We start from the raw sequence: 16,554 nt of genomic DNA, 5'->3' as shown, positions 1-16,554 counted from the left end.
TTCACTTAACCAATTGATTTTTTTAACGCGACGAATGATGAATTTAAAAAACAAGATATGGATACCTCTATTCGTATTGGGAACAATTTTATTGGGGTGTGATACCTTGATCTATGATGAATTAGCTGATTGCCCTCAAGGGGTATATGTGAAATTCTATTCCATGACACCCTGTGCGGAAGATACAACGTTTATTGGAAATGTTTCGTCAATTACTGTGTTTGCGTTTGATGAAGACGAAAAGTTAGTTACTACCGTAACAAAAGAACAAGTGGATCTTCGTTCGGACTACGAACTTCTATTGCCTGTAGCTGATGGTTATTTTACATTTATTGGCTGGGCCGGTGTGAACCATCATTTTGTCCGCTCATCATTTGTGGAAGGTACGACTACTAAAAAAGACGTTATGTTTAAGATTCAGTCGGAGAATAACTTTTTTGCTGATCTCACGGATACACGGGTATGGCAGGGGCAAAGTTCACCGGTTTTTTTACCAAACCCAAACGAATTTGGTGAGGTGTTTAAACAAACTGCCATTAATCTGAACGAACAGACCAATCGCGTAAAAGTGGTGGTGGAGTTCGACGAAAGTGTAACTGAACTTACACCAAAAGACTTGACCATTGCTATGGCTTCAGCCAATGGCACAATTAATATTGACGGATCTATGCCGTTAAATTCCCAACAGTTGTTTTATCCGGTTCAACATACAACCTATGCCGACAGGAGTGTAGCCTGGGATTTTACGTTGTTAGAGTTAGTTGCCGGTTATTCGAACAGGCTTACCATCACCTACCCTAAAACAGGAGCGAAAGTGTTTGATGGAGATCTGATAGCCGGTATTCTGTTGAACACTGTGGCCGGAGGGGTAAATATTGCTTGTCAAAATGATTTTACAGTGAAGTTTTTAGTGAAAGATTATTGTGCATCCTGTGGTCCGGAGCATCCAACAGATCCGGAAACGTATTTTTCTTGTGCGGTTTATGTGAATGACTGGTTAGTTCACTCGTATGATACTGAATTAGAACTTTAAAAGAAATACACGACGGAACGATTTTGAAATGAATTTATTCTCTATAAGCTATACCGCCTGAATTGTTACCGTTGGTCTTTATGTGGTCTATATAATACGACCATATTGAAAAAAATGAACTATAATCGTATGAAATTAGTATATACTGTTATTGTCGCTCTTCTGCTTTTTATGCCGGGTTGCAGCGAGGAGATTCCGCTTAATAGCGGCGGGAAAGGCCCTGTTGTTTATTTGGCTGTTACCCGTGCCCATGTGGCGGATACAGAGTCGATAAATAAGGATAATACCGACTTTGAAGATCGGGTACACGACTTGGCCATGTTGGTTTTTGATTCCAATACGGGCAACTTGATTGCTAATCATTTTGATGAGCATATACCAAAAGATGACATTGCGAAATCCTTTACGGTCGAACTGACTCCCGGTTTGCGAGACTTTTATTTCATAGCAAACAGACCCAAATCCGAAATTTCCGGAATCACTACCCGTGCAGTGATGAATACCTATATGTCCGGCTTGCGAAATTTAGATGACGCGTTATATACGAGTGCCACAGAGAATAAAGGTTTCCCCATGTCTCGCATCTATACCAACCAACAAGTAACAGCGGGAGGAACGATTTACCAACCTGTTCCATTCAGACCACATATAAATAATGTAAGTGAAGAGCGCGTAAAACTGATTCGCGCGGTAGCAAAATTGGAAATTGATTTGCGTGCGATAGCCACAGACGTTTCGTCTGTTCGCTACTATCACGCTAATCGTAATTTTAATTTAAAATACCCGGCGTCTACTTCGGGTGATTCTCCTTTTTATACTACTCCGGGATTTGACTATGCGACATTAACCGGCAAGCAAGGCGTGTTTTTGTTCTATATGCCGGAGTTGATTATGCCGCAGAATGTAGTATGGGATGAAGCAAAGGCGTCAACACCGATCAATTATTTTGAAATTGTATTCTTTAATAATAACTCGTGTAAAATTCCGATCATAACAAACGGGGGAAGTATAGCTAATTATCTTGATTTTGTGAAGACAGAGGAAGCTGATTTTAATATACTTCGTAACGACCACTACAAATACAGAATTTCCAGAACTTCTACGGGAATTGAAATTTTATATAGTATTCTGCCCTGGAGTCGGGTGAAAAAAGAACTGTATATGGGGTATTGGTTTAATATAGAAACGGGAGATGATGGTAGTATACGGATCATTAATACGGTTGATGATTGTTTGCCGCATAAGGTCGTGCTCAAGGCTTTGAACGGTGCTTTTTTTGATGGAGACACGTCGAAACAGGAAATAACCTTTGGTTATGAAAGCATGAACGATGTTGGTTTAGATTTAGATAAAATGAAAGAGGGTTATTTTGAAGATTATAAAATAAATAATGAGCCGGTCGCGAGTGGTGCCGAGTATATGGAGGTTTATTATAACGATCTTAAAGTGAAAACTTATTTAAAGTAATTGATGTTGATTATGAGAGGTTTAATTAGTGCGCTTTTGTTTGCTTTTTTGCTTATGTCCTGTTCTGAAGAAGAGGAAGTCGGCAAAACAGTAAATAAACCGGTCGAGATATTATTGTCTGTAAATTCCTTTACGAAGAACGGGGCAGGTATCCCAGCAACGACTGATATTGGTACCGAAGAGGAGCAGAGAATTGATAATTTATATGTTTTTCTGTTTTCTGATTCAGATACGAAGAGTTATTATATCGATGATGATTTTAGTGAAGGTGCCTGGACTGCGGAAAAGATTGTTTTAAAGCTAACCCAGAAAGAAGCAGCAACACGCAACGTATATATTGTAGCAAACTGTGCTGCTATAAAGACTAAGTTAGACGCAGTGAACACTATTGATGACCTGAATGCTGTTTTCTCAGAGTTGTCACTACCGTGGTCACCTGAACTAACAACACCTATACTGATGGTTGGAAATAAGAATTCACATAATTTTGAAACAAATAATCAGTTAAATAAGATTTCGTTGAAACGTGTGCTAGCAAAATTGCAGTTGCATGTGAATTTATCGACCGACCAACAAGACGTTAAATCGGCCTACAAATATCGTTTTGTGAATTTTGATAAGGCAACTTATGTAATAAAGCCCAATTTGAAACCAGCTGATCTGGTTTCTTCTGATTGGTACTCATTAACAGAAGTTGATGAGAAAGGAGGAAAAGTGACCTCCTTTACAATAGAAACCTATTTGAACGAAAGCGATGTAAAAGGAACAGCCATTGAGGTGAAAATACCAGGTAAAGGTTCTTCCTTACTTCCTCCTCCGGAATTTGGAGACGAATCGCACCGATTATTCCTTCCGGACCGGATTATACGTAATGATTTTTATCTGTACGATATAAGCTTTGAAGAGCAACAAACTAAGCAGTAGTGATATGAAGATGAAAAAAAATATATTCCTTACTTTCTTTTTCTTTCTCTTATGTATTGTAGGATCGTTAGAAAGAATTCAGGCTCAATCCGCCACGGATAAGTGCGATATTGAAATCGCGGCCAAAGATCAATACCAGAATTCGTTAGACTTGAAAGCCAACAAGATATACTGTATTACCGGAGATTTGGAATACAGTGATATTTCTTGGGCTGATGGGATAACATTACGTGTAGCTTCGGGTAAGAAATTGACGATAAGGAATAATATGGCTAATAATAATAGTAGTTATCATATTACTATAGAACTGTATGGGGTCTTAGAAATGGGAAACCCCGAGTTTAACCCCAATTTAACACTTAACGTACATTCCGGAGGTGAATTTACGACAACTGGTAACACCGCTTTTAAAGGTGAAAATGTAACCATAAACAACGATGGGAAGTTTGATGTCCACGTGTTGAACCTAAATGGTAATGACTCTAAAATATCAATTAATAATAATCCGAAAGCCCAATTTATAATAGAGGAGAACTTGAATGTTGGATCTTCAACAGCTCTGCATTTCCAAAATCAAGGAAAACTGGACATTAAATCTCAATTTGGATTATCTCCTAAGAGTGTGTATTCAAATTGTGGAATTATCACTACTAAAGGTTTTAATCTTCAGGGAGGAAAGATCTATAATACGGGACAAATGCTTATCGAAGAGAATCTAGACGGTTCAGGAGATGTTTATAATTATGGAGTAATAACTCTTTCGAAAATACAAGGTAGTGGAAAGAGTTTTTACAACCATGGTAAGGTTGAGGTTCTCTCTAATACCCTTGTGGATATGGATGTTTTGGGGCCAACAGTCCCTGGTGTTTATGGAGAGTTTAGTTGGAATGGAAAAGTAGGAGGAGTAAATAATATTAGGGTTTCCGGCAATCAGTTGTTCAAGAACACAAAGACAGGCGGGGGGTCAAATATACAAGAAATGCTTGATAATACTAGTGCTATTAAACCTCTTGAATCTGAACCCGAACCGAATATTCAATGGGGAGACTGTGCTGATTGTAAAGTTAATTTCACTGGTGCGGGATGTTTTAATCCCGAAACAGGAGAAAAAGAACCGGACCCGGAACCTGAACCGGATTCAGTCAATTACTGGATCGGAGGGAATGATCCGGAAGGTCAGGATTGGGATAAAGAAAGGAACTGGACGGGCAAAAAGGTGCCTGTTGAAGGAGAGAATGTGGAGTTTGCTACGGTTGAAAATAATAAGGGAAAGCCAGCAGTAAATGATCTTTATTTGGATACTGATCGTGTAATCGGTGACCTTATTAATAACTCTGATAAAGATTTGATTATTCCTACAGGAGGCAACCAGCTAAAAATAAATGGAGAAGTAAAGGATGATAATTCTGATTCCGGAACAATTATTATAAAGGCTTCGCCAACAGAACCTGCCGGTTCGTTGATCTTTCGAGATCCGGATAAAAATAAAAATGTACAGGCTACGGTTGAGTTTTATAATAAAGCGTATGATTGCGCAACCTGCGGATTTTATACCCGTAGTTGGCAGTATTTTGGCGTTCCTGTTCAGTCTTCTGTATTCCCGTATGACGATGTGGAAGGTGATGAAACAGTAAATAGATGGGATGAGCCAACCAATGGAAACAAATGGGTTTTGATTGAGCCGGCAACTCTATTAGAGGCCTTCAAAGGATATGAGATGACCAATGATCTGAAAGCACCACCTACTGGCAACTATCGTTATGAAGGAGCACTTAATGTAGGAGATGCTTCTGTGCCATTGACTTATACTGCGAGCGTGAATTATCCGGGTATGAATCTGATTGGAAACTCTTATACAGCCGCGATTCCGATTACAAGTGAAGCGATAGACTTCGCTGGTACGCAAACTGTGTATTTATTCAATACCGGTACTCGTGATCAATGGCGTAAATTAGGTGGAGTGCCTCTTGGCTCTTCTGAAATAAAAAGCGGAGGCTATACTGCAGTTCCACTACAATTGGCCGGATCAGCGGGAGTGCCCGGAGTAATACCTTCTATGCATGCTTTTATGGTTTCTGTTCCTTCAGGTAATGATCTGACGCTAAAGTATGATAAACTAGTAAAAAATGAATTAGTTGCTGATGGAGTTAGTACCCGTTCTGCCGGAGAAGTAAAAGAAAAATTACCTTATATCGTAATGGACGTTATCGGAGACGAATCGGCAGACCGTGTTTGGTTGTTTGAAAATATCCTGACAACCCGTAGCTTTGATAATGGATGGGATGGGCGGAAAATAATAGAAAAAGGATTGGTACAGATCTACGTTGACGGTGATGACAATAAATACCAGGTAGCTACAGTTCCCGAATTGGAAGGTACCGATATCGGACTTACTCCAGATAGTGAAAATGACTATACGTTACATCTTTCCGTGTTGCCGGAAGTGGAAGCGCGTGGTTTATATCTGTACGATCGTTTAAGCAAGAGAACCTATCCGATTCGTAATAACGCCGGGTACGTGATCGTAGGAGGAAAGCCCGCTGCAAGTAAACGCTTCACAATAGTTTCCGACATCGCAAAACTGGATGATACGTTAGGGATTAATTTAGTAGAGGTTGAGGTTGTGGATAACTCAATCCGTATCGTAAACTCATCAAACGAAAACTGCACGGCAGTATTGTATGATCTGACCGGGCGCGCGTTGTCACAACGTACTGTCGCAACCTCTGCAACCGAATATATCCAAAACAGCACAGGTTGGCAAACCGGAGTATACATTATTAAACTAATTGGAACCCAAAAAGTAAATGTAAGCAAACGTATCCTGATCAAATAAACAAACAGCCAGCTGAAATATCCGGTTAACAACAAACCTTTTTTAAAACTTTTTAAGTTAAAAACGGCACTTGTTTGTCTGTTTTTGAGTGGTTTTTTATGTTGTTGATAATCAGTCGGTTGTTTATGCCGAAAAACATAAAGGTTATTTTCTCAAAAATAAAGGATATTTCCGGAAAAATAAAGGATATCTTTTCAAACAAATAGTAATGCAAAATAACACCTCCATTTCAAGGTCAATTTTGAATTGTTAAAAAGCAAGAATCAATATATATGCCACCCCTTATCATGTTGAGCCTGTCGAAACATCTCATCCCAACCCCTTGTCATGCTAAGCCCATCGAAACATCTCATCCCACCACATTGTCATGCTGAGCTTGTCGAAGCATCTCACCGCGTCAGACTATTCTTAACCGAAGTTTTATGCAGAGATCTCTCCACTTCGGTCGGAATGACAGGGAAGGTTGGTCGGGTTGAAAAAGAATGTCGGTCAGTGTATGTAGGGGCGCATATTCTTCTCTTTAAAACAGGCTCTAAGTTAAAAACAGCAGGTGTATAATGATAATAGAAAACTACAAAATGATAATAAAAAACCACAAAATAATAATAAACAAAACAACAAAAAGATAATAAAAAACAACAAAATGATAATAAATTATAGCGTGGTGAATTTATCTTTGCAGCAAGAAATTATAGCTATATTAGACGTTATTACATATTAGATATTATATATTGTATAGGCCTTTTTTAGTAATCATTGACTATAAAAATTGTTGACTATTATCAGTAAAAAGAAATGATTGAAAAAATAACGTAATTATTGAAGCAAGAGTAGAACGCAATTACGATTATTTTTAAGATGAAATTGGAATTTGCTTTGTGTGTAAATGTTTGTCGGTATCGTGCAAAATCCAATTACTATAATAGGATGAATAAAACTAAAATCAGCCTTGCAAGACCAAAAAACTTAACGATAAATAAACGACATGAGACAGTTTAGAAAACTACGCACTTTCTGTTTTGCATTGGTGGGAATGACAGGACTACTTACCTCCTGCGTTTCGGACGAGATAGAGCATGAACGAGAAACCAAGGAGAACAAGAAACAGGTAAAAATCACCCTAAGTATGCCGCAAGCAGCTCAACCGGCTACTCCAACCGATCCGAAAACGTATGCTATTTCAGAAGTAGACGAAAATTCGGTTACTCAAATCGACGTACTGGCGTTTAAGGCAGATGCTGCTAAACCTTCGGGATGGGCCTTCGATTACAGGGCTGAAGGAAGTTCTATATCCGATATGGGAGGAACGAACCAGTCGAAAAAACAATTTGAGGTTACCCTGATCAAGAGCAACGACCCACAGCGTTTAGTAGTCCTTGGCAACGTGCGCAGCGAGCTTGCCGTCTTGGGACAGATCGCACAAGGGACAGATAAGGACCAGTTGCTTCAAAGACTTGTAAGCAGTAACTCCGGGAAATGGGATGCCAAGGAGGGCGGAAGCGGTACATTCACCGCCTTCCCGATGTGGGGAGAAAAGATTGCTTCGGTAACAGATGCTACTACCCAAATAGCGGGAATCAACATGCTGCGCGCCATTGCGCGGGTGGAGGTGGTGCTGGATGCTGACGTTGTCTCGGCCGCCAACTTCAAGCTGAACAAAGTATATATCTACAACAGTAAGAATAAGGGGCGTATCGTTCCCGACACAGTTAATATTACAGCTGGTGAAGCTACAGCCGCCACAATACCGACGGGGAGTATTAATAATACGGATGCGCTTGATTATACAGTTCCTGCCGAAATGGGTCAAGCCTTTCTGCGTTCTATCTACCTGTATGAAGCAAAAGCAGTAGCACCGGGAAAGGCGTCGGAGGCTACCTGTATCGTGGTGGGAGGTACCTAAGGTACAGATCTTAAGCCTACCTATTACCGCTTAGATTTCTTTAAGGCGGATAAAAAGACCTATCGGGATATCTTGCGTAACCATAAATACACTGTGAATATAAAAAGTGTGTCGGGTAGCGGCTATGCTAACCCCAACGAAGCGTTTAACGCGCACCCCTTGAATATGGAGGTGGAAGTGAAAGAGTGGAACGATGGCGATTTGGGAGATGTTTATTTTAATGAGGGTTATTACATCAAAGTTTCACCTAAAAGCGAATTTGAGTTTGACAAAGAAACTGAAACGCAAACAGTGGATATTCAGACCGATTACCCCGATGGTTGGGAGTTTCTGAAACTGACCGAACAGGCAGACAACGGCACAGACGAACAGGCTGTAACGGGTGGTTGGCTGTTTACCGATAAAACTGTAAGTGATTTATACGGAAGTGGTGAGACGACGGTAACTGTAAAGCTGACTGTTGCCGACAATACAACCGGCAAAGTACGTGTCGGCTATTTCTATGTGAAAGCCGGACGGCAGATAATTAAGATAAAGGTAACACAGGGCATAAAATCGAAAGTGTTTGTCCGCGTGGATGAAGTTAAGGGTGGCAGTACGGTAGCCGATATTAGTAGATTGGTATTTCCGAGTGGACTGTGGACGAACGATCCTGTGATTGCAAAAAGTATTATTGTGAATTGGGCACCGTATGACCAGAGTCATGCTTGTGCCTCTATACCCGGCGTAGTGAGTGATGAAGGTTTCGATTTCGGAACGGGCGGTTCGATGCCCACTTCAGCGACCTCACTCACCGATCCCAATGGGAAGGTTTCATACCTGAATATCAAACCAAACGATTTTACGACAGCAGATATTGCCGCACCGAATGAGTTTTTGGAGAAATCGACACTGTATACCTATATGGTAAATAGCGGCGATGATATGGATACGAAAACACTGTTGCTAAAACAGGTGCATTACAACGCGGTTGCCGGTCTTGACTCACACTACCTGATGGATGGCACAACATATTCGTTTCGTATACGATCGAACAGTTCCTGGAAAATAGAACTTAAAAAAACGAACGGTTCGACCGGAGATCCAAAAGGTGTTGTCGAGTTTTTTACGCCCCTAACCGGCGGTGATAACACAACAACAGGAGAGGAAGTAAGATTTCAGCTGAAAGATAAAATAGGAAGTGGAGACACTGGCACGCCACTGGCAGATGTGTTCTTTACAATCACCTGTACGGATCCGGATCGGCATTTCGATCCAATTCAGCTGCAAGTAAATGCTATATCGGGAATGAAACAGCCAAAGGCAAATTCATACATTGTAGCTCCGAATGGTATACCTATTCTGATACCTGTAGAAAGAGCGAATGAGTCGGCAATAGGAGAGCAGTTGAACGAAACCGAAGCTTATACGGCTGAATTGGTTTGGACGGATAATGCAAATAAAATTGCAGCGAATTCTACTATTAACTTAATAACCGAAGTGGGCAAAGGTAGTTCGGGTTATGTGCTGGTAATGCCGGGATCAGCCGAAGGTAACGCGGTTGTTGCAATCAAAAAACCGGGAAGTGAGATTCTTTGGTCATGGCATATTTGGGTAACAGATTATACGCCTGTGGCTATTGGTACGAATGGCTTTATGGATCGCAACTTAGGTGCTATCGGTAATATTCCGGGTCAAGTTGGCACTAAAGGATTGTTGTACCAGTGGGGGCGTAAAGACGCTTTCCCGGGATCTTCAAATACCAACCCTAATGCTGAACCAACCCTTTACAACGCATCAGGTACTACATCAATTACTAAAACGAAAGTTGCGGTAGCTAACAACCTGGCTAATGCGATTGCTAATCCGGCGACGTTCTATTATGATGGAAATAATTTAGATTGGTATTGCAGTGGTTCAGGTACTCGCAATGATGCGCTTTGGGGGCAAGGTCTAACTAAAACAGTTTATGACCCATGTCCTGCCGGCTGGCATGTGCTGAAGAACGGAGTATGGGACGGATTAACCCTCTCAAGTTTTAAATGGGAAAATAATGGACGTACCAATGACAATGTAGGAGGTTTCTACCCCGTTCCGGGATATCGTAATGCTACCAATGGTGGGTTGATTCAGGTGGGAACAAACGGATACTACTGGTCGGCCACGCCAAATGGAGCCTTCGGGTACTTCATGAACTTCAACAACAGTAGCTTGATTACAAGCAACAACAATGCCTTCGGCCGTGCGAATGGATTTTCCCTGCGTTGCGTTAAAGAATAGTAGCAAACCATAGGTAAACGTATTCGTTATATACAAATAGAGACTAATGAAGGCTACCAGCTGTGAAGTTCGTAGCCTTCAAAAAAAACGTTCCTCTTATTCAAAAAACAATCTGATAATAATGATATTATTATTGTCATCCTGAGCCTGCCGAAGCATCTCACGGCAACCCCACTGTCATGCTGAGCCTGTCGAAGCATCTCATCCCATCCCCTTGTCATGCTGAGCTTGTCGAAGCATCTCACGGCAACCCCACTGTCATGTTGAGCTTGTCGAAACATCTCATACTATCCCTTGTCATGCTGAGCCTGCCGAAGCATCTCATCCCATCTGACTATTCTTTAACGAAGCTTTATGCAGAGATCTCTCCACTTCGGTCGAGATGACAAAATAGGGACGGTCGGGTTGAAAAGAAGGAACGGTTCCTTCCCATTGTCATGTTGAGCCTGTCGAAACATCTCATCCCATCCATTGTCATGCTGAGCCTGCCGAAGCATCTCATCCCATCTGACTATTCTTTAACGAAGCTCCATGCAGAGATCTCTCCACTTCGGTCGAGATGACAGGGAGGGAGGTCAAGATGACAAAGAAGATGGTCGGAAAGACAAAGAGGGAGGTCGAGATGACAAGGAGATAATCCGGTGTTCGTAGGGGCGAAAAATCATTCGCCCTTTACCAAATAGAATTACCCCCAAAAGTACTATGTGATAGTTCAGGATAAAAAGACCCTTGCCGGTTATGATTTAAAAGAAAAAATCAATAAAAAAATCAATTTCGTATTGTTTGTTTCAAAAAAGATATATCTTTGCATTATCAAATAAAGATAATAAAGACGCGATGATAAGTGTAACAACAAATAATCTCCTTATTTCTCTAATTAATATTCTACTCTGGATACAGGTTAGGAAGTGAGATTGTTGTGCTTAATTGAGCGTATGAAAATATAAAAAAGCCTTTCTCACTTCCTTGTGAGAAGGGCTTTTTTGCATGATAAAAGAATATTAACAAATTATAGAATAGAAATATTATGTCTGACAGATTGTTTATTTTTGATACAACGCTGCGTGATGGTGAGCAGGTGCCCGGATGTCAATTGAATACAGTAGAAAAAATTCAAGTGGCAAAGGCTTTGGAAGAATTAGGTGTTGATGTGATTGAAGCAGGATTCCCTGTCTCCAGTCCGGGTGATTTTAGTAGTGTGGTTGAGATTTCAAAGGCGGTAACCTGGCCGGTGATTTGTGCGCTAACCCGTGCGGTAGAGAAAGATATTGAGGTGGCGGCAGACGCGCTTAAGTATGCAAAAAGAGGACGTATTCATACAGGTATCGGAACTTCGGATTATCATATAAAACATAAATTTAACTCCAATCAGGACGATATTCTGGAACGGGCTATTGCAGCGACAAAATACGCCAAGCAATTTGTTGAAGACGTAGAGTTTTATTGTGAAGATGCCGGACGTACCGACAATGCTTATCTGGCTCGTGTGGTTGAGGCGGTAATTAAAGCCGGAGCAACAGTTGTGAATATTCCGGATACAACCGGTTATTGCCTGCCCGATGAATACGGCGCGAAGATTAAGTACCTGATGGAACATGTAAACGGTGTGCATAACGCGATTCTTTCTACTCATTGTCATAACGACTTGGGTATGGCTACTGCAAATACAATTCAGGGAGTACTTAACGGTGCCCGTCAGGTAGAGGTAACCATGAATGGTATAGGCGAACGGGCCGGTAATACTTCTTTGGAGGAGATTGCCATGATCTTTAAAAGCCACAAGGAACGGGGCATTGAAACCAATATAAATACAAAACGTATATATAATGTGAGCCGGATGGTTTCCAGCCTGATGAATATGCCTATTCAACCGAATAAGGCGATTGTAGGGCGAAATGCTTTTGCGCACTCTTCCGGTATTCATCAGGATGGGGTATTGAAAAATCGTGAGAGTTATGAGATTATCGATCCGAAAGACGTAGGTATAGATGACAACGCGATTGTGTTGACTGCCCGTAGCGGACGTGCGGCATTGAAACATCGTCTGCAGATTTTAGGGGTAGAACTAAGTCAGGAGAAATTAGACACGGTTTACGAAGAATTCCTTAAATTGGCTGACCGAAAAAAAGATATCAATGATGATGATGTGTTAATGTTGGTTGGAAAAGACCGTACTGCTATGCACCGCATCAAGTTAGATTATTTGCAGGTAACTTCCGGAGTGGGCGTGCAGTCTGTTGCCAGTGTTTGTCTGGATATTGCCGGAGAGAAGTTTGAAGCGGCTGCTTCAGGAAACGGACCGGTAGACGCGGCTATTAAAGCTGTCAAAACAATTATTCATCGGCAAATGGTAATTCAGGAATTCCTGATTCAGGCGATCAATAAGGGTAGTGACGACGTAGGTAAAGTACACATGCAGGTGGAATATGAAGGAAATCATTATTATGGATTTTCTGCTAATACCGATATAATTGCCGCTTCGGTAGAGGCTTTTATTGACGCGATAAATAAGTTTGTGAAATAAGATTTTACGCTGTCATCCCGGATTCGGAAAGACAGAAAAAGGATAAGAAACAATATTAAATAGTGTAGACAATAGAATGAGTAAAACGTTATTTGAAAAGATATGGGAAAAGCATGTTGTTGACACGCTTCCCGATGGAACAATACAGTTGTATATCGATCGCTTGTATTGTCATGAAGTGACCAGTCCACAGGCTTTTGCCGGATTGCGTAGCAGAGGTTTGAAACCTTTCCGCCCGGACAGGATTACTTGTATGCCTGACCATAATATTCCAACATTAGGACAGGAGCGCCCGATAGAAGATCCGGTTTCAAGAAAACAGGTGGAAACGTTAGAGGAGAACGCGAAGTTGTTCGGCCTGACTTATTATGGAATGAATCACCCGAAGAACGGTATTATCCATGTGGTAGGGCCGGAAAACGGATTGACTCAACCCGGAATGACACTTGTTTGCGGAGACTCGCACACGTCTACTCACGGAGCGATGGGCGCTATTGCTTTCGGTATCGGAACGAGTGAGGTGGAAATGACATTGGCTACGCAATGTATCATGCAACGCAAACCAAAAACAATGCGTATCGTTGTTGATGGCAAACTAAAGCATGGAGTAACGGCTAAGGATATAGCACTGTATATAATCAGTGAAATGACGACAGGGGGTGCTACCGGTTATTTCGTAGAATATGCGGGAGAAGCAATACGAAACACAACGATGGAGGAGCGTCTTACAATATGTAATCTTTCAATCGAAATGGGTGCTCGTGGTGGTATGATAGCTCCGGACGAAGTTACATTCGAGTACTTGAAAGGGCGCGAATATTCTCCGAAGGGAAAAGAGTGGGATGAGGCGGTAGCTTATTGGAAAACGCTTTGTACGGATGATGACGCCGTATTCGATAAAGAAGTGCATTATCGTGCTGAAGATATTGAACCCATGGTGACTTACGGTACGAACCCGGGAATGGGAATCGGTATCAAAGAAAATATCCCTACGGTAGAAAGTGTGGATGAAGCCGGGCGTATTTCATTTAAGAAATCGTTAGAGTACATGGGATTCAATGGTGGTGACCCTATACAGGGAAAACCGATTGATTATGTGTTTTTAGGTAGTTGTACAAATGGGCGCATTGAAGATTTCCGCGCGTTTGCATCTATCGTGAAAGGACGCAAGAAAGCGGATAATGTTGTTGTTTGGCTTGTGCCCGGTAGCTGGGCCGTGGAAAAACAACTGAAAGATGAAGGTATCGATAAGATTCTGGAAGAGGCAGGATTCCAATTGCGTCAGCCGGGTTGTTCGGCTTGTTTAGCGATGAACGATGACAAAGTGCCTGCCGGAAAATACGCGGTATCAACGTCTAATCGGAACTTTGAAGGTCGTCAGGGACCGGGAGCCCGCACAATTTTAGCCGGTCCTCTTGTGGCTGCTGCCGCTGCTGTAACAGGCGTAATTACCGATCCGAGAGAGTTGATGAATTAAGTAGAATGCTGAAAATAAGCAAAAATGAAAGATAAAGTAACAGTAATAACATCCACATGTGTTCCTCTTCCTTTGGAAAATGTGGATACCGACCAGATCATTCCGGCACGATTTTTGAAAGCAACAACGAAAGAAGGTTTCGGTGATAATTTGTTTCGTGACTGGCGCTATGATAAGAACGATAAGCCAAATCCTGATTTTGTGCTGAACCAGGATACCTATAAGGGTGAAATTTTGGTGGGCGGAAAGAATTTTGGTAGTGGCAGTAGTCGTGAGCATGCAGCTTGGGCAATTGGTGGATATGGATTCCGGGTTATCGTGAGTAGCTTCTTCGCGGATATATTCAAAAACAATTCGATGAATAACGGCTTATTGCCCGTGGTTGTCTCTCCGGAGTTTTTGTCTGAAGTGTTTGATAATGTAAAGGCTGATCCTGCTGTTACACTGACAGTAGATTTGCCGAATCAAACGATCACAAATAATAAGACAAAGCGTGTTGAGCATTTTGAAATCAACGCATATAAGAAGGATTGTCTGGTAAACGGACTCGACGATATCGATTATCTACTTTCGAACAGACAAAAAATCGAAGCGTACGAAAAAGCATTGTAAAAAGCTATGGTAGAAATAATGGATACCACCCTAAGGGACGGGGAACAAACGTCTGGTGTGTCTTTTGCACCGCATGAGAAGTTCGGGATTGCCCAGATGCTTCTGTCTGAAGTGGGAGTAGACCGGATTGAGATTGCCTCGGCCAGGGTGTCCAACGGTGAGTATGACTCTGTTAAAAAGCTGGCGGATTGGGGACGACGATCAGGTTATTTAGATAAGCTGGAAGTGCTGGGTTTTGTTGACGGAGGAGCCTCGATCAAATGGATTGAGGATGCCGGCTGTCGCGTGGTGAATCTGCTCTGTAAGGGATCATACAAACACGTGACCGAACAATTACGCAAAACCCCGGAACAACATATTGAGGATATACGGGCGGTTATAGCGATTGCAGATCAGAAAAATATCGGTATCAATATCTACCTGGAGGATTGGTCGAATGGGATACAGAACTCTCCGGAGTATGTTTATCAGATCATAGACGGATTGAAGGATTTACCGATCAAACGTTTTATGCTTCCTGATACCTTAGGCGTTCTGGATCCGTGGAAAACGTTTGATTTCTGTTCGCTAATGGTAAAGAAATATCCGGATATCCGATTTGATTTTCATGCGCATAATGATTACGATCTGGCTGTGGCTAATGTTTATTCGGCAGTCCGGGCGGGTATTAAAGGCATTCATACAACGGTTAACGGTTTGGGAGAACGTGCCGGAAATGCACCCCTGAGTAGTGTGCTGGCAGTCCTCAAAGATCAATTGGGAGAGGAAACAAACCTGAAAGAATCTAAAATAAATAAGATCAGCCGCATGGTTGAAACTTATTCAGGAATACGTTTATCTCCGAATAAGCCGGTTGTTGGCGAACATGTGTTTACACAATGTGCAGGTGTTCATGCGGATGGCGATAATAAGAATAATCTTTACTGTAATGAGCTTCTGCCGGAACGTTTCGGACGCGTTCGTGAATATGCGTTAGGAAAAACATCGGGAAAAGCGAATATCCGTAAAAATTTAGAAGCGCTGGGTATAGAACTGGATGAAGAATCCATGCGTAAAGTGACAGAGCGTATCATCGAACTGGGCGACCGCAAAGAAATGGTTACCAGTGAAGACCTGCCTTACATCGTTAGTGATGTGTTGAACCATGACGGGATGGAAGATCAGAAGATTAAGATACTGAATTATTCGTTATCTTTGGCACAAGGTTTAAAGCCGGTCGCTTCTTTGAAGATAGAGATTGAAGGGGTAGCTTATGAAGAGTCTGCTTCCGGAGACGGACAGTATGATGCCTTTGTAAGAGCTCTCCGTAAAATCTATGCCGACCTGAGAAGACCTTTCCCGATGTTAACCAACTATTCGGTTTCTATTCCGCCGGGTGGGCGAACAGATGCCTTTGTGCAAACAATTATTAGTTGGAATTACGCGGGGGTGGATTTCAAAACGAGAGGACTTGATGCAGACCAGACGGAAGCTGCTATTAAGGCAACATTGAAAATGCTGAACCGGATTGAAGGATAAC

Annotated in this window: 10 protein-coding genes; all 10 read left to right on the top strand. The window is 41.8% G+C overall.

Annotated elements, in window-relative coordinates:
• Positions 1-34: 34 nt before the first annotated feature.
• Positions 35-1,033, top strand: coding sequence for a FimB/Mfa2 family fimbrial subunit (locus B9Y81_RS05070; protein ID WP_085535903.1), 999 nt, complete (start codon positions 35-37; stop codon positions 1,031-1,033).
• A 129-nt stretch (positions 1,034-1,162) separates the two neighbouring features.
• A complete protein-coding gene (locus tag B9Y81_RS05065; protein ID WP_176221450.1) occupies positions 1,163-2,500 on the top strand; it encodes a FimB/Mfa2 family fimbrial subunit in 1,338 nt (445 codons plus the stop codon).
• Positions 2,501-2,512: 12 nt separating this feature from the next.
• Positions 2,513-3,424 carry a fimbrial protein gene (locus B9Y81_RS05060; protein WP_176221449.1) on the top strand — a complete coding sequence of 304 codons (912 nt, stop codon included), beginning with the start codon at positions 2,513-2,515 and terminating at the stop codon, positions 3,422-3,424.
• A gap of 4 nt (positions 3,425-3,428) precedes the next feature.
• Entirely contained in the window at positions 3,429-6,260 is a 2,832-nt protein-coding gene (locus tag B9Y81_RS05055; protein ID WP_085535900.1) for a T9SS type A sorting domain-containing protein, read from the top strand.
• A 985-nt stretch (positions 6,261-7,245) separates the two neighbouring features.
• Positions 7,246-8,163: a FimB/Mfa2 family fimbrial subunit gene (locus B9Y81_RS05050; RefSeq protein ID WP_085535899.1), complete on the top strand. Its 918-nt coding sequence runs from the start codon at positions 7,246-7,248 to the stop codon at positions 8,161-8,163.
• Positions 8,164-8,256: 93 nt separating this feature from the next.
• The gene (locus B9Y81_RS15200; RefSeq protein ID WP_085535898.1) at positions 8,257-10,422 is read left to right on the top strand and encodes a BACON domain-containing protein; all 2,166 of its coding nucleotides are present in this window, start codon (positions 8,257-8,259) and stop codon (positions 10,420-10,422) included.
• 1,027 nt (positions 10,423-11,449) lie between these two features.
• Positions 11,450-12,946 carry a 2-isopropylmalate synthase gene (locus B9Y81_RS05040; RefSeq protein ID WP_085535897.1) on the top strand — a complete coding sequence of 499 codons (1,497 nt, stop codon included), beginning with the start codon at positions 11,450-11,452 and terminating at the stop codon, positions 12,944-12,946.
• A gap of 76 nt (positions 12,947-13,022) precedes the next feature.
• Positions 13,023-14,423, top strand: coding sequence for a 3-isopropylmalate dehydratase large subunit (gene leuC, locus B9Y81_RS05035; protein ID WP_085535896.1), 1,401 nt, complete (start codon positions 13,023-13,025; stop codon positions 14,421-14,423).
• A 24-nt stretch (positions 14,424-14,447) separates the two neighbouring features.
• Entirely contained in the window at positions 14,448-15,035 is a 588-nt protein-coding gene (leuD, locus tag B9Y81_RS05030; RefSeq protein WP_085535895.1) for a 3-isopropylmalate dehydratase small subunit, read from the top strand.
• Between the two features lie 6 nt (positions 15,036-15,041).
• Positions 15,042-16,553, top strand: a complete 1,512-nt coding sequence (locus B9Y81_RS05025; RefSeq protein WP_176221448.1) for an alpha-isopropylmalate synthase regulatory domain-containing protein — start codon at positions 15,042-15,044, stop codon at positions 16,551-16,553.
• The last annotated feature ends 1 nt before the right edge of the window (position 16,554 follow it).

Origin of the sequence: Massilibacteroides vaginae (assembly GCF_900178525.1) — a bacterium.
Taxonomy (GTDB): domain Bacteria; phylum Bacteroidota; class Bacteroidia; order Bacteroidales; family Tannerellaceae; genus Massilibacteroides; species Massilibacteroides vaginae.
This window is presented reverse-complemented; position numbering and strand designations above follow the sequence as displayed.

Excerpts from the sequence above, each read along its gene's own strand:
- B9Y81_RS05050 (WP_085535899.1), top strand. The coding sequence starts at position 7,246 with ATGAGACAGTTTAGAAAACTACGCACTTTCTGTTTTGCATTGGTGGGA.
- leuC (WP_085535896.1), top strand. The coding sequence starts at position 13,023 with ATGAGTAAAACGTTATTTGAAAAGATATGGGAAAAGCATGTTGTTGAC.
- B9Y81_RS05070 (WP_085535903.1), top strand. The coding sequence starts at position 35 with ATGATGAATTTAAAAAACAAGATATGGATACCTCTATTCGTATTGGGA.
- B9Y81_RS05060 (WP_176221449.1), top strand. The coding sequence starts at position 2,513 with ATGAGAGGTTTAATTAGTGCGCTTTTGTTTGCTTTTTTGCTTATGTCC.
- B9Y81_RS05055 (WP_085535900.1), top strand. The coding sequence starts at position 3,429 with ATGAAGATGAAAAAAAATATATTCCTTACTTTCTTTTTCTTTCTCTTA.
- B9Y81_RS05025 (WP_176221448.1), top strand. The coding sequence starts at position 15,042 with ATGGTAGAAATAATGGATACCACCCTAAGGGACGGGGAACAAACGTCT.
- leuD (WP_085535895.1), top strand. The coding sequence starts at position 14,448 with ATGAAAGATAAAGTAACAGTAATAACATCCACATGTGTTCCTCTTCCT.
- B9Y81_RS05040 (WP_085535897.1), top strand. The coding sequence starts at position 11,450 with ATGTCTGACAGATTGTTTATTTTTGATACAACGCTGCGTGATGGTGAG.
- B9Y81_RS05065 (WP_176221450.1), top strand. The coding sequence starts at position 1,163 with ATGAAATTAGTATATACTGTTATTGTCGCTCTTCTGCTTTTTATGCCG.